A 14,453-nucleotide genomic window follows, 5' to 3' on the forward strand; every position below is an offset into this window, starting at 1 on the left:
CCACCTACTTGGGTGGCTCGATCGGAAGCGTCGGTCCGCCGTACGGTGTGGGAATGGTGAAGCGTCCCTTCGGAGTCGGGTCGGCCACCTTACCTAGATCGGCGCCCTTGGGTGGGCTGGCGGTATCGTCATCGGCCGGCCGGGGGGCATTCTTGGCGCCGCGCACCAGCACCGCCGGGTCGTCATCTCGGCAGTAGCCCGCATACAGGAACGGCTCCGGGTAATCGGCAGCCGATACCGCGGTACGCGGATATCCGTAATCACAGGTGTAGCGAGGGTAGATATCGGCGGTGGCCCACACGCCATGGTCGTAAAAGGTGTTGCCCACCGCCTCGATTACCGATCCGCGGTACGAGGGGAACAACGCGTTGAGCGCCGGCACGCGCACGTAGGACAACTGCGCCACCGTAGTGAGGTTCCCCAGCAGCTGCGCCATGGTGTCGGAGTTGTCGGCGAACACGACGTCGGTGGTGGCCAACGGCCCGGGCACCCTGTCGATCAGCGTGCGAAAGCCGCCATCCATCCGGGCCACGCCGTTCAGGGACCGATTCAGGCCCCGTGTGGTGGCGGCAAGGCCATTGTTCATCTCCGCGAATGAGGACAACGTCACCCGGCTCTTCTTGAGAACGCTGACCGTTTCCGGAAGCACCGAATCCAGTGTCGACAGAAGGAACACGCCGCCGTCGATGATGTCGGTCATCTTGCGCGGCGCCTCGCGTGAGAGATGGAGCTCCTTCTTGATGATCTCCAATTTCTGCGTATCCGCCTGCGCAAGCGCACCGTCGGCGTTGGCAAGCATCTTCGACAGCGATACGGGAACGGTTGCCTGCCCGCGGGCGATCACACTGCCGTTGTCCAGGTACGGGCCGGTGGTCGTCACCGGCGCGAAGTCGACGTACTGCTCACCCGCGGGAGAAAGCCCGGACACGCGCACCGGGCTCCCCACCGGAATCTTCACGTCGGATTCGATATGAATCCGTGCGACCGGTCCACGAGGAGATGGCGTTACCGAGTCCACCCGGCCAATCCGCATACCGCGCAGCGCCACATCCTGGTTGGGGATCAAACCACCGGACTCCGGCAGCTCGATCGACACCTCATAGGTCGAGGCGAATGCCCTGGCGCGCAACGCGCCCACCGCCAGGTAGGTGCACGCCACCACCAGGGTGGCCAGAAGGGCAAGCCCTGACAACCACATGCGGTTGCGGTGCCCCATCTTCACGGCGTCCACCACCGTGTTGGCCACTACGTTGATCATCGCGGCGGCCCCTGGGGTACGGGCACAGCGCCCGGTATCGGTTCGATGACGCCGGGCTCGGTCGGGCTCGGGCGCACCGGAATCGCGGGAGCGTCGGGTCCTTTACCTACGACGCGCTCTTGCAGGCGCCACAGGGTGTACTTGAACGATCCGACCAGCTTGGCCCAGTCATAGCGCTTCGGGCCGTGGAGCCCTGGATCACCCTGGTAACCGATATCGGGTATCGAGCCCAACGCAAGCTTGTCGATCGATAAACTGGCCGAGAAGGCCGAGCCCGCCATGATCTTGATGATGGGGGGCATCAGCCGATTGAGTGCGGCAAGGCTGGTATCGGGGCTGACCGCGATGTCGTTGAATGAGCCTGCCAGGGTATTGAAATCGGCGATGACGCTGCGGCCGCTGGTGTCGGTACCCGCGATCGACGGGAATTTGGAGAGCTGCTTGGTCACCGCACCCACCTGGTCGGCAAGGTCTGCGATATGAGATGCATTGGCAGACAGGGTGTCGGTGGCAGGTGCGGCAGCGACCAACAGCTCCGAGAGCGTCTCGTGCCGCGTGTTCATTTCAGCGGCAAGCTGTGCGGTGTCCCGCAGCGCGGAATCCAGCTGGCTGGACCGGGCGTTGAGCGTGCCCAGCAGCCGGTTCGACTTTCCGATCAGATCGCCGAACGCCGCACCGTTGGGCCCGGTGGCGCGGCCGAGGCCGTTGACCGTGCCGGTGAGATTACGTACCGCACCGCCGTTGACGATGATGGCCGCCGAACTCAGCACCGCCTCCACCGTCGCGGCGGCGGTTGTCGAATCCAGACCGATCGTGTCCCCGTCGCGCAGGAGGGGTGCGTTTGGGTCCGCGGGGCGCGGAGGTTTCAGCGCGGCGAACACGTCGCCCAGCGGCGTCGCGGTGCGCAGCTCGACGGTGGTCCCCTTGGGAATCTCCACATCCGAACGAATCCGCATCGTGACCACGGCGGTGTAGTTGGTGGTGCTCATGGAGTCGACCTCGCCGACGTCGGCGCCGCCCAGTTTCACCTTGGCGCGCGACGGCAGGTTCAAGATGTTGGTGAACACTGCCGTCAGGCCATAGGTACCACCCGTCAGGCCCGGTGCCGGAAGCGGGAGGCTGGCCAGACCGTTCGTGCTGCAGCCGCTGGTCAGCAGCACGGCGAGAACCGCCGCGGGCCCCGCGTATCTTTGCCATCTGTTCATTTCTGCCCCATCGCCGCGAGACCGTCGAGCACATACGTCAATCCGAAATCGGGCCCGTAGTCCTGCAAGGTGCCTGTGCTGCATCCCAGTTGGCGCAGACCCATCAGATTGCAGATCTCTTTGGCGGCCTGGGTGTCGAACAACAACCTGTCCACCGGAAAGTGGGCACGCACCACGTTGTTGACGGGATCTACGACGTTGTAGACGTTGTCCGCCATCAGCGGAAGCAGATCGAACCCCTCCGATAACTCTCGCCGGTTGTCATATATCGCCTGGGAGATTTGGTTGGAGTTACCCACAGACTGCTTAATGGCATCGCGATTCTGCTCTAGCAGTGAACCCGCCTGCAGCAGAATGTTATTCAGCTGCTTTCCGGTAGTGCCGGATCCCAACTGCTCCTGATCGAGCACCTGGGACAACTGCCGCACCTGGGACGAGAACTCCCGGATGTTCTGGTCGTTACGTGCCGCCGCATCGAAGAGCGAACTGAGGCGGGTGATGATCTTGGTCAGCTGATCCCGAGTCATCGCACCGCCGTCGGCACTCAGACGAAGCGCCTTGGACAACTCGTCCAGAGATGCCCTCATCAACTCACCGTTGCCGGACAACGCATTGGCGCTGTTGTTCACGACATCCGCCAGCGGGCCGCCGCCCTTGCCGTCGCCCTTCATCGCCTTGGCGAGCCTGTCGATCATGGCCAGGACCCGATCAAACTCCACGGGCGTCTTCGTGCGGTCCAGCCCGATGACGTCCCCGTTCTTGAGCGTCGGTCCACCGCGATACACCGGTGTCAGTTCGATGTGACGATCGGTGAGAATCGACGTGGACACCGTGACGGCCTTGGCGTCTGCCGGCACCTTGACCTTCGAGTCGACTTCGAATTCAACTTCCATATAGGTGCCACGCGAGGTGATCTTCGTGACCTTGCCAATCGGCATGCCGAGCACCGACACCTTGTTATCGGGGTAGAGGCCGGAGACCGATTCGAATTGAGCCGTGATGGTGAGTCTGTTGATCCGCTCACGCACATAGGTCCACCCGACGGCCGCCACCACCACCGCGACCACCACCGCCAGCGCCCCCGCGATCCAGATGACTCGCCGCGTCCGTGTGCTTATCGGTGTGCTCATTGGCAATCCTTGAAGTACGGGATCATGTTGAACTGCTTGGCCCGCCCGCTGATCGCGCACATCCACGAATCCACCGCGAGACCAGCAGGGGCACTAACTTCGAAAGTGTTTCCGTAACCCGTGAGATTGGTGACGTTGCGTGCGGCGACCGCCGTCACCTGCAAGATGCTCCGGAACAAGTCATCGTGGCCACCGATCAAATTGCTGAAGGTCTTCACATCGGCGATGAGCGCATCGACCGCGCGCCTGTCCTTGACCACCACCTTGCTCAGGAAGTTCGTCAGCTCGGTCACCGCGCGCATCATGGAATGAAAACTCGCCTGCCGAGAAACGAACTCGCCGAGCAGATCACGGCCCTGAATGATCAGCTTGCCGATGTCGCTCTGTTGCCGGTACAGGGTGCCCGACACCAACTCGGTACTGGCCAGCAGCGTGCCGATCTGATCGCGGCGATGCGATATCACCGACGACAGGGTCTGAATGTTCTCCATCGCCTGCGGCAGTACGGCGGGTAAGCCCTCGAGCTGTTTACCCAGTATCGCCACCGACTCCGCGATCTTGTCCGCATCTACCTGTTCGAAAGTGGAGGTTGCGTCCTGCAGCGTGGCCTGTAGGTCGTACGGAACATCGGTGTGCGCAAGATCGATTCGGCGGTTGGGCAACACGCCCTCACCGCCATTGCGTAACTCCACGTACTGATTGCCGAGAATCGTGGTGATCTTGATCGACGCTTTGGCATCCTTACGCAAGGTGATGTCGTCGCGTACTCGCATGCCGACTTCGATATGGTCGCCCGCCAGCTCGACACTCGTGACGTTCCCCACCGGGACCCCCGCATACGACACATGGGCACCCGGTTGCAGCGATGCCGCTTGCAAGAACTCGCCGGTGTAGTGGCTATAGCCGATGCCAATCGCCTTCACCAGCAGCATCGCCCCCACCAGGGAACCAATCACCGCCAGCGCGATGGCGCCCAACCAGATCTTGTTATACGTCTCAACCGGGCGCCGCGAAATACGCTGCCACACTGTGGGTTTATCCATCTGCCAGGTTCCTGCATTTCGGAGTGTATTGAGCCTTGTTACCAGGGGTGGCGGCATTCACGATGATCGGAACGATGTCGTTGAGTCCGGGGAAAAAACCGGTGATGTTGAAGTCGCAGACGTATCCGTTGATGAAGGCGCCTTCTTGGGTGGTGCGCGCGACACCCTTGAGGAGTAGCGGCAGATTGGCGCCGGTAAACGCCAGCTGCGGTTCTATGGCGTTCAGGTGACCGACGAATCCCGGTTGTCGGTAAAGTATTTCGTTCAGCTGCGGATACACAGAGTCTGAGATTTTCGACAATCGACGTACCGCGAAACCCGTCGAACCGATCGAATCCACCAACCCCGCCCGCCGGTTGTCCAGGATTGCCACCATCTCACGCGTATGCGTCAACACGGTATCCAGATTTTTATTCTGCCCGGCAAGGGTTTTCGTCAGACCATTGAGGTTGGTGATCACCTCGTCGAGAACCTTGTCGCGGCCCGCGAAGGTCTCGGTGAGCTGCGACGTCTGGTCGACCAGGCCGACGATCGAGCCGCTGTCCCCTTGCAGCGACTTGACGACACCGTCGGTGAGGTTGTCCACCTCAGTGGGATCAAGCACGCTGAAAAGAGGTTCAAATCCGTGCAACAGCAAGCCGATGTCGAAGGATGGCTCCGTCTGTTCCACGGGAATCACGCTGCCCGGCTTGAGCCGATCGGTGCTGCCCGTCTTGCCCAGGGAGAGTCCCAGATAACGCTGACCAACAATGTTCTGGTACGTGATCGTCGCAATCGTGTTGCCGTACAACGGCTGCTCGGTCTGTACCCGGAACTCCACCTTGGCCAGATCACCGTCGATCGCGACCGATTCAATGCGCCCGACCCGAACACCAGCCACACGCACGTCATCCCCATCGCGCAACCCGGTGACATCGGTGAACATCGCGGCATAGTCGTAGGTGGATCCGGCGACCTCGCGGCGCAGGGTGGCGTACACCAGCCACGTCATCGCCACCGCGATCACCATGAACACCGACAGACCAATCAACGGTCCACGAAACTTCATCGCCGTCCCCCCGCCTGGACCTGCTGGGCGACAACGGGTTTGGTGCCGCGCGCGACCGGCCCCAGCAGCAGCTGGGTGGACGAGGTTGCCGCGCTTCCGGTGATCATGCCCAGCTGCTCGCGTTCGGTCGTGCTACCGATCGGCCCAACGGCGCCACCGAACGAGGCCGGCGCGGTGGCAGCGGGAGCGGCACCGACTGGCAGTGGCGGCGGTTCGGCATCATCGGGATCAGCGGTGCCGGGGACACGCGGTGACGGATTGGGCTGCCACCACGGCAACGGCGGGTTGGGATCCTGCAAATTCGGGGACGGATTGTGCAGTGGCGGGCCGGTAACGATCAAATTCCCGTCCGGACCGACCTCGGTTCCTGGCGGCGGCGCAAGATCGGGCGGTGGCTTGAAGTTCTGCGGCAGTAGTACTTCGGGGAGATCGGGGCGCACCACCAGCTCGGGTGCGGTGTAGCAGCTCGGCCCCTTCAGCTCACCGTATCGCGGGCAGTCGGCGCGGGTGTACATCGTCGACGGCGTGAGCGAGGCGATCACACGAAACTTCACCGTGTCCTTTTCGGAATCCCACACATCGCTGAAGAACTTGTCCGAGAACACCTTCAGTCGTGCCGCGATCGGGAGGAAGTGCACGGAGTTCTGCGCGAGCACACCGACGACCGGGGTCAGCTTGGTGGTGATGTCGATCAGCCGGTCGGTCTGGTTATCCAACGACTGCCGGACGGTGCCGGTGGTGTGCAATCCGGCGCTGAGCAGAGTCTCTAGCTGGTCCCGCCTTTCGGCCAGCGTCTGCATGGGCTTAACCGCCTGATGTAACGCATCGACGAGCTCCGGCGCGGTTGTCTGCAGCCCCTTGGTCGCGTTCAGGAGCGCGGAAAGGGTCGACGGGCCCGTATCCGTCGCGACGATATCGTTGAGTTGATCGATGATCCTGGTCAGTTGGCCGGCCGCGTTCAACAGGGTCGCACGCCGACCCTCGGTCGCCGCGGCGATGACGGCGAAGATGCCCACCGAATCGTCATCGCGACCGCGCCCGTTGGCCAGGAGGATGTCGCGCAGCTTGCTGATGGTCGTCTGGAACAGCACCGTCGGGAGTTCAGTGTCCTCGCCGATGACGGTTCCATTGGTGATCGCCGCACCGGGGCCGTGGTCCACAAGCTCCACCGAGGAGACCGCGAAGACGTTACTGGGAACCACCCTGGCAGTGACCGTTCGTGGAATCGTATGCGCCAGATCGGATTTCAGATCGATGTGCACGACATTGGGCCGACCGCGCTGCGAGGGGGTCAGATCGTTGACCGAACCCACGAGCACGCCCTGGAATTTGACGTCCGACTTCGCGGGAAGGCCGTCTCCCACGTTCGTGAGTTCCGCTACCACCCGCACGTAGTTGTTGAACCGGCCCGTCGACTTGATGACCAAGGCCGTGCCTATCAGGGCGGCCACCAGAGCGATCGCCACACCGCACAGGAGGAGCTGGCGGTCCGACGGGCCGCGGCCGTCGGTCTCAAAGGAGTTCGGCACACAGACCTCCTTCGGCATCTGGGCGCACGTCGGTTCGGCGCCACCACAGCATCCGAGACATCACCAGGTCCCTTTCGTCAGCAAACGTGGCCTGCAAAGATCTACAGGTTCGGTCACGCCAACCCCTCCGATGTGACGGCGATTACAGGAATGTACATGACGTACAGTTCTACGTATTACGCTTTACCCAACTTTTCTGAATCCAGATTCATGTTTGCTATCAACTGCCACCGAACTGCTTGCGCAGCTCGGTCTTGAGGACCTTGCCCGAGGGGTTGCGCGGTAACGCGTCCACGACCACGAGGTCCTTGGGGTGCTTATAACGGGCCAGCCGCTCAGTGAGGAAGCCATCGAGATCACCGATGGTCAGGGCTTCCCCGTGGATGGCCGCCACGGCCACCGGCACCTCGCCCCACTTCTCATGCGGCCTGCCGATCACCGCCACCTCAGCGATCTGATCATGCTCGGCCAGAACGTTCTCCACCTCGGCGCAGTAGATGTTCTCGCCGCCGGAGATGATCATGTCCTTCTTGCGGTCCACCACCCACATGAAGCCGTCCGCATCCTGGCGTACCAGGTCGCCGGAGTGGAACCAGCCACCCGTGAAGGCGTCGGCGGTCGCCTCGGGGTTGTTCCAGTAGCCCTGCATCAGCGTCGGCGCCCGGTAGACGATCTCCCCTACCTCACCGACCGGCACATCGTTCATGTTCTCGTCCACGACGCGTGCGGCAACCGTGGGAATCACCCGTCCGACGGAGCCCATCTTCCGGATTGCGTCCTCCCCCATGAGCATGCAGGTCACCGGCGACATCTCGGTCTGCCCGAACGCGGCCAGAATTCTCGCGTCGGGGAACGTCTCGGACATCGTCCGCAGCAACACATCGCTCGCCGGGGCCGCACCCCAGGAGAGCGTCTTGAGCTTGACCTTGCGGGGGTTTGCCCGTTGCGCCGCACAAACGGCCTGCCATTGAGCCGGCACCAGGAAGATCCCGGTGACGCCCTCCGACTCCAAAACGTCCAGCAGAGCACCCGGATCGAAGGCGCCAAGGGGGTGAATGACCGTGGGTAAACCCAACAGCAATCCGGTGATCATGTTCCCCACGCCCGCGATGTGGAACATGGGGACCCCGATGAATCCCACATCCGAGTTCAAGTCGACGGTGGTGCTCAACAGGTATGTCATCGCCTGTCCGGACAGATTGAGATGGGTCAGCACCGCCCCCTTGGGGCGGCCCGTCGTGCCCGAGGTGTACATGATGAGCGCGGGAGAATCCCCGGGCAGATCCACCTCAGCATGGGCTTCGCCGTCTTCGGCAATGACCTCTTCGTATCCGAGAGCACCGTCCTCGGATCCCGAGCCCGCGACAATGACCGTCTCCAGCGCGGGCACTTGCTGGCGCACCGCGGCTGCCACCGGCGCCAGGACCGTCTCGGTGATAGCGACCTTGGCCCCGCTGTTCTCGACCAGGAATGCGACTTCCGGCGGAGTCATGCGGAAGTTCACCGGAATGGCGATGGCTCCGAGTTCGTTAATGGCCAGCCATGATTCGACATATTCGGGGCGGTTGAGCATGAGGATGAGCACGCGATCCCCGAATCCGACTCCGCGGCGCGACAGCGCATCGGCAAGTGATTGCACACGCTGGTTCAGCTCACCCCAGGAGATGCTGCGCCCGAGATATCGAATCGCTGTGGCATTGGGCTGCATGAGCGCGTGCCGAGCCAGCTGGTTACACCAGTTCTGCCGACGTGCGCGGTAAGGCTGATCAAGGCTGGTGGGCAAGGTGGTCACATCAATCGTGTCGGTCACAGATTCTCCTACTAACTAAAATTGGGGCGGCGGCCCTCAAGGAAGGCGGCGAAGCCTTCTTGGGCGTCGGGTGAGGTCAACAGTTCGATCTGCCCCTCACGCTCACGTGCAATGGCCTCGTCGAAGAGCTTGAGTGACACCGAATTCATGGCTTCCTTGGTCAGCTGCATCGCGCGACGGGAACCATGGGCCAACTTGCGCGCCGATTTGTCGACGCGCTCGCGCAGCTGATCCCCGGGCAGCACCTCGTTGACCAGTCCGGCCGCATAGGCGTCGGCAGCATGGAGCGGCTGGGCCAGCAGCGCCATCGCATTGGCCTTCACCCGGCCGATGGAGGCCGAGACCAAGGCACTCGATCCGCCATCGGGCATGAGCCCAATGTTCGCGAAGGCCATCAGAAAGAAGGCCGTGTCGGCGGCGTAGATCAGGTCGCACGCCAGACCCACCGACGCGCCGATACCGGCGGCAGCGCCCGTGACTTCCGCGATGGTGGGCACCGGACAATTGAGAACCGCGCGCACCAACCGTTCGGCGTTGTCCATCGTCTGTTCGGCGGCTTGCAGCGGCGTCAGGTCGCCGGCTCCGGCCGCCAGCTCGGCGACATCGGCGCCCGCCGTGAACGCGTTCCCGGGTGCTCCCCCACTGATGACGACAACCCGGATGTCGCTGCGCTCGTGGACAGATTCCAACGCCTCGATCAAGCCCGCGGTGGCCGGCCCGTTGAGGGCATTCATCCGATCGGGCCTGGTGAACGTGATCCGCATGATGCCACCGTCGGCGGCTACATCAGGTGCGCCGACCGATTCATGGGGACTCAAGTCGCTGCCTCCTGGGTTGTCGCTTCGTCGCGTCCGGTCAAATATATTTGATATGACTTTAGATGCAAGTGCGTCACCACACATGGAAATGGCAGGCGAATCGGATGAATGCTCCCCGGGCCCAGATCCGCGAGATCCGTAGGCCGCAGCTATCCGAGGAGGTTGCCGGCCGACTACGCGCCTCGATCATGACAGGCGAATTGCGCCCGGGGGTGAGTACATTCGGATGGACGAGACGGCGGCTCAGCTGGGTGTCAGCGTCACGCCGGTACGTGAGGCGCTATTGACGCTGCGCGGCGAAGGACTGGTCGAGGCCGTCCCGCATCGCGGTTACATGGCCGCCCCACTGAGCCGAGCCGATATCGAAGACATTTTCGCGCAACAATCACACCTTGCCGTGGAGTTGGCGAAGACTGCCGCGGAGCGCATCGGCCCGGAGCAAATCGACACCCTGGCAGACCTAAATGACGTGCTTCGCCATGCGAGTGCGCCTGAATCAATCTCCGTGGCGGAGTTCGAGTTTCACAGATTTCTCAATCACGTGGCCAATCGCCCCAAGCTGGCCTGGTTCCTGCTACAGGCGACGCGGTACACCCCGCACCTACTCTTCGCATCTGACGCCGAATGGACGCGGCACGCAGTCAGCGCGCACGACAAGCTCATCGCCGCCCTGCGCGCTGGTGACGCCACTGAGGTAGTAGCCCAGACCGAGGTTCAGTTCATCGACGGTGCCCGCCGATTGATCGAGTACCTAGACCGCGCCGGGATGTGGTCCGGGGGGTAGATGCGGGCTTGCCGGGGGCTGGTGGCCCGGCTGGGGCTGATTGGCCGGGGCAGGTGCCGGCGGTTGCTGCGGCACGACAGCTCCCGACGCGATCTGCTCGGCCCTGTTCTTCAGCCCCTCGGCCAGATGCTCGAGGACCTGGTTGGCAAGCTTCTTCACCATTGGCTTGGGGATCGGCAGCTTGGTCTCGACATCCATATCGACCGTGAGCAGGCAGGTGGGCCCCATCGGAACGATCGAAAACGTCTGTTCCTGCTTCTCGAAGATGTCGCTTTCCAGCAGCCGCGTCGCCACCTGAGCAGCGTTGAGGTAGGCGATCTCGGCGACGTTGGTCGAGGCCATGCCCGTCATCTCCACCTTCAACCGCACGATGCGGGGGCGGCCGTCGGGGAGGCGATCCAGAATCTCGACGCTGGTGATCTCCTTGTTCCACTCGGGGTAGGCCTCATAGTTGGTGACAATGGAGACGATCACCTGCGGAGGCGCGGCCACCTCGACGGTCTGACTGACGACTGGCATTAGTTCACTCTACCTTCGTAGTGGGCGGGCGCAGGAACTCACGCACGAGCTCATACACCACATCCGGGCATTCCAGATGCACGAAATGTCCACCGCCATCGATGATTTCAACGCTGCGGTCGGGCAGATCGGGGCGCGCAGACTCTACCAGTCGCGGCGTCATGCACCCGTCAGCACGACCATGCAGATAGAGCAGTGGGGTGCGTGCGCCGTCCAGGAGGGATCGTTGGGTCTTCCAGTACTTCCGCGCCGGAACCAGGGCCCGCCCGATGTTTGCGCGGTAGTAGCCAATGACTGCCCTGCGGTTCCCCTTCTGGAGCATCGCCTCACCGGTGTACTGCAGATCGGCGTGCGCGTCGTATCCCGGCGACCACCGCCGCCAGTACAGCCGAAGTAGCCAGGGCAACAACAACTCCGGCAGTACCGGGATCTGGTGGAACAACGTGTACCAACTCATCAACAGCTGGCGCCCGAGTACACCTGGCCAGCCGATCGGCCCGATCGAGGCGAAACTGGAGCCGAGAACCTCAAATGGTGGCACGGCCATGGTGACGATGCGGGCAAACGGCGACAGGCCGCTGCGGGCGAGGGCATTACCGACCAGCGCGCCCCAGTCGTGGCCGATGTACACCGCGCGCTCGTCACCGCCCAGCACTGTGTGGATGTCGATGATGTCTTGCATCAGCGCGCCCACGCCGTACTCGGCGTCGGCCGGGATTTCACTGGGCGAGTAACCACGGGTGAACGGCGCCACCACGCGCCACCCGTCTGCGGCCAATCTCGGGCCCAACAGACGCCAGGTGTGAGCAGAGTCGGGAAAACCGTGTCCGCAGATCAGCAGCGGACCGTCGTGCGGACCCCAGGACAGGGCCTGCAGTCTGACATTGGGCAGGTCCAAGGTCAGGATGGAATCAGCGGCCACTACACGTCCGTCGCTACAGGGTGCCGTCAGCAGACGTCGTCGTCGCCACACCCAACGGATCGTTGATCCGAGTTGCCTCGTCCCGAATCAGCCCCCGCAACAGCGTGGTGCTGAACTCCACAGCGATCTCCTGAGCGCTGCGGCGACCACTCGGATTGAGCCACCGATAGGAGCCGAGAACCATTCCGATGTAACCGAGCGCCATGACATGCGAGTCGCACTCGACGAACTCGGAGCTGGCGATGCCCCGCTCGATGATGTTCTGCACCCGCTCCTGCACCATGTCCTCGCGCTTGCGGATCTCGGCGACCTGCTCGGGTGAGAGCCATTCGGAAAGGAACGGGTTCTCCTGGAAGTACACCGCCCCCTGTTCGCGGTTCGAGAAGATGAGCGCGAGCATGCGGCTCGTGCATTGATACAGCGACTCACGCGCCGTCCATCTCGGATCGTCCTGCAGGCAGGCCAGCGTCTCCTCGGCGGCCTTGAAGTAGATCTCGTACAGGATGAGCGCCTTCGAAGCGAAGTAGTGGTACACCGTCGCCTTGTTCAGGCCAGCGACATCGGCGATATCGTCCATCCTGGTGCCGTGATAACCGCGCGCTGCGAACAACTTGGACGCCACCGCCACCAATTCCTCGCGGCGGCCAGCACGGCGCTGCGAGGAATTGCCTGCCTTCGAGGCAGCGGGGACCGGTTGCATGGTGCCTCACTATATGCGCAGGGTTTCCCCACGCGGACGGAATCCCGATCAACTGGTTGGATTAGTGAGGCCCGATGTTCGCCGGCTCTGTCGCCAAAAGCACGTTAAGCTGCCTGCGTCCATCGCTCCTCCGACACCGGTAGGTAACCACATGATCAGTGGCCTGCGGGCCATGGTGGCACGCGATCCCGCACAGCCGCATCGCGCAGCCACCCCGCTAGAACTGCTCTTCGACCTCGTCTTCGTGGTCGCGGTGTCCCGCGCCTCCGGAACCCTGCACCATTTCTGGGCCGAAGGTCATTTCGCCGAGGGACTCGCCGGGTATGCGATCGGCTTCTTCGCCATCTGGTGGGCGTGGATGAACTTCACCTGGTTCGCCAGCGCCTTCGACACCGACGACTGGCTCTACCGGGTGACGGTGATCGTCCAGATGGCCGGGGCGCTCACCGTCGCGGCAGGTGTCGAGCGCGCGATGACAGGGGCCGACTTCGGCATCGCCATCGGTGGCTACGTGCTCATGCGCATCGCCGCGGGCAGTCAATGGGTGCGTGCCGCCATCAGCGATCCCACCACGCGTGCCACCTGCCTGCGCTACGCGGCCGGCATTACCGTCGTCCAGGCGGCATGGGTCTGCTGGGGGCTGTTCGCACCGGAGCATCTGCGCATACCACTGTTCGTGGTGATCGCACTGGCCGATATGTCGGTGCCCGTGTTCGCCGAGCGCGTGGCCCCGACTACGTGGCACCCCGAGCACATCGCGGAGCGCTACGGACTGTTCACCCTGATCGTGCTCGGTGAATCCATCCTGGCCTCGGCGAACTCGATCATCGGCGGCGCCGAGGAAGCCGATCACACCGGCACCATGATCGGCATCGCGGCGTCGGCCTTGCTCATCGTGGCCGCGGTGTGGTGGATCTACTTCGATCAGGAACAAGAGTGCAAGGACACGTCCCTGCGGTCGACCCTGCTGTGGGGTTACAGCCACTACTTCATCTTCGCCGCCGTTGCCGCGCTGTCGGCGGGATTCGAGATCGCCGTCGACGAGGGGCTCGGCAAGAGTCACCTAAGTCCCACCGTTGCGGCCTTCACGATCACGGTCCCGTTCGCCATCTATCTGGTGCTGGCGTGGCTGGTGCTGCTCCTGCAACGCCGCGACACCATCCTGAATATCGGGCTACCGGCGATTGCCTTTGTGGCAGTGTTGGTTTCATCACTGCCGCACCCGTTGTACTGGCTGGCCGGGTTGGCGGCACTGGCCGCCGCACTGGTCACCTGGCGGCGTGTCGAGGACACCGAGCCCTCCCGTTAACGCACCGGGCAGACGGCTTCCAACGCGGCCATGGTGTTGACGGCGCGGGCCATATCTTCGCCGGGCGGCGCGAGCACCCCGTCCACGGAGGTCGCGGCGGCCATCACGTCGGCGTAGTTCTGCGCAGCCGCCGCGGCGTCCAGGGCGCGGCTTTGCACTGTCAGGTCGGCCGTGTCGCGCGCTGCCGTGCGTAGCAGCGCGGCAATCGCCCGGTTTCGCGCGACAGCGGTCTGACGCACCGCGACCCCGTTCTGCTGCGAGAGTCCCCGCATCTGTACCCGCGCGCGATCGACCGAAGCACAGTCATGCGGCTCCGCTGCGGCCACCGGAGCAAACGCGGCCCACGCCACCACGAGTGCGACCAGCGGCCAACGCATA

The 14,453-nt window shown here is 63.3% G+C and carries 12 protein-coding genes and 2 pseudogenes; 2 read left to right on the forward strand and 12 right to left on the reverse strand.

The genetic code is table 11. From position 1 onward, the window contains the following. Nucleotides 1-4: 4 nt before the first annotated feature. The 8 genes from HBA99_RS23080 to HBA99_RS23115 form a co-directional block, all read right to left on the reverse strand. Nucleotides 5-1,258 carry an MlaD family protein gene (locus HBA99_RS23080; RefSeq protein WP_070951877.1) on the reverse strand — a complete coding sequence of 418 codons (1,254 nt, stop codon included), beginning with the start codon at nt 1,256-1,258 and terminating at the stop codon, nt 5-7. Continuing rightward, entirely contained in the window at nt 1,255-2,463 is a 1,209-nt protein-coding gene (locus tag HBA99_RS23085) for an MlaD family protein (protein ID WP_070951876.1), read from the reverse strand. The genes HBA99_RS23080 and HBA99_RS23085 overlap by 4 nt, the downstream gene beginning before the upstream one ends. Then, nucleotides 2,460-3,593, reverse strand: a complete 1,134-nt coding sequence (locus HBA99_RS23090; RefSeq protein ID WP_070951875.1) for an MCE family protein — start codon at nt 3,591-3,593, stop codon at nt 2,460-2,462. Before HBA99_RS23090 ends, HBA99_RS23085 begins: the two co-directional genes overlap by 4 nt. Continuing rightward, nucleotides 3,590-4,636 carry an MlaD family protein gene (locus tag HBA99_RS23095; protein ID WP_070951874.1) on the reverse strand — a complete coding sequence of 349 codons (1,047 nt, stop codon included), beginning with the start codon at nt 4,634-4,636 and terminating at the stop codon, nt 3,590-3,592. Before HBA99_RS23095 ends, HBA99_RS23090 begins: the two co-directional genes overlap by 4 nt. Next, entirely contained in the window at nt 4,629-5,684 is a 1,056-nt protein-coding gene (locus HBA99_RS23100; protein ID WP_070951873.1) for an MCE family protein, read from the reverse strand. The genes HBA99_RS23095 and HBA99_RS23100 overlap by 8 nt, the downstream gene beginning before the upstream one ends. Next, complete coding sequence (locus HBA99_RS23105; protein ID WP_070952401.1) at nt 5,681-7,213, reverse strand: MlaD family protein; 1,533 nt, start codon at nt 7,211-7,213, stop codon at nt 5,681-5,683. Before HBA99_RS23105 ends, HBA99_RS23100 begins: the two co-directional genes overlap by 4 nt. 220 nt (nt 7,214-7,433) lie before the next feature. Continuing rightward, nucleotides 7,434-9,023: a fatty-acid--CoA ligase FadD5 gene (fadD5, locus tag HBA99_RS23110; RefSeq protein WP_070951872.1), complete on the reverse strand. Its 1,590-nt coding sequence runs from the start codon at nt 9,021-9,023 to the stop codon at nt 7,434-7,436. An 11-nt stretch (nt 9,024-9,034) separates the two neighbouring features. Continuing rightward, on the reverse strand, nt 9,035-9,841 hold the full coding sequence (locus HBA99_RS23115; protein ID WP_070951871.1) for an enoyl-CoA hydratase-related protein: 807 nt from the start codon (nt 9,839-9,841) through the stop codon (nt 9,035-9,037). Between the two features lie 104 nt (nt 9,842-9,945). On the opposite strand from HBA99_RS23115, the pseudogene HBA99_RS23120 reads away from it, so the two are divergent. Then, nucleotides 9,946-10,625 (forward strand): annotated as a pseudogene (locus HBA99_RS23120) (GntR family transcriptional regulator). 48 nt (nt 10,626-10,673) lie between these two features. On the opposite strand, the pseudogene HBA99_RS23125 reads toward HBA99_RS23120, so the two are convergent. From HBA99_RS23125 to HBA99_RS23135, 3 genes and pseudogenes are all read right to left on the reverse strand, one after another. Further along, nucleotides 10,674-11,144, reverse strand: a pseudogene (locus tag HBA99_RS23125) (SRPBCC family protein); the annotation flags it as partial. A 4-nt stretch (nt 11,145-11,148) separates the two neighbouring features. Next, entirely contained in the window at nt 11,149-12,066 is a 918-nt protein-coding gene (locus tag HBA99_RS23130) for an alpha/beta fold hydrolase (RefSeq protein WP_070951869.1), read from the reverse strand. A 13-nt stretch (nt 12,067-12,079) separates the two neighbouring features. Next, on the reverse strand, nt 12,080-12,766 hold the full coding sequence (locus tag HBA99_RS23135; RefSeq protein ID WP_070951868.1) for a TetR/AcrR family transcriptional regulator: 687 nt from the start codon (nt 12,764-12,766) through the stop codon (nt 12,080-12,082). Nucleotides 12,767-12,917: 151 nt separating this feature from the next. Here HBA99_RS23135 and HBA99_RS23140 point away from each other — a divergent pair, with 151 nt between their 5' ends. Beyond that, nucleotides 12,918-14,075 (forward strand): low temperature requirement protein A, encoded by a 1,158-nt coding sequence (locus HBA99_RS23140; RefSeq protein WP_070951867.1) that lies wholly within the window; start codon nt 12,918-12,920, stop codon nt 14,073-14,075. Here the strand turns inward: HBA99_RS23140 and HBA99_RS23145 are convergent. Beyond that, on the reverse strand, nt 14,072-14,452 hold the full coding sequence (locus tag HBA99_RS23145) for a hypothetical protein (RefSeq protein ID WP_070951866.1): 381 nt from the start codon (nt 14,450-14,452) through the stop codon (nt 14,072-14,074). The genes HBA99_RS23140 and HBA99_RS23145 overlap by 4 nt on opposite strands. Between the last annotated feature and the right edge of the window lies 1 nt (nt 14,453).

This window comes from Mycobacteroides chelonae, from assembly GCF_016767715.1.
In the GTDB taxonomy this organism is placed as follows: Bacteria; Actinomycetota; Actinomycetes; order Mycobacteriales; family Mycobacteriaceae; genus Mycobacterium; species Mycobacterium gwanakae.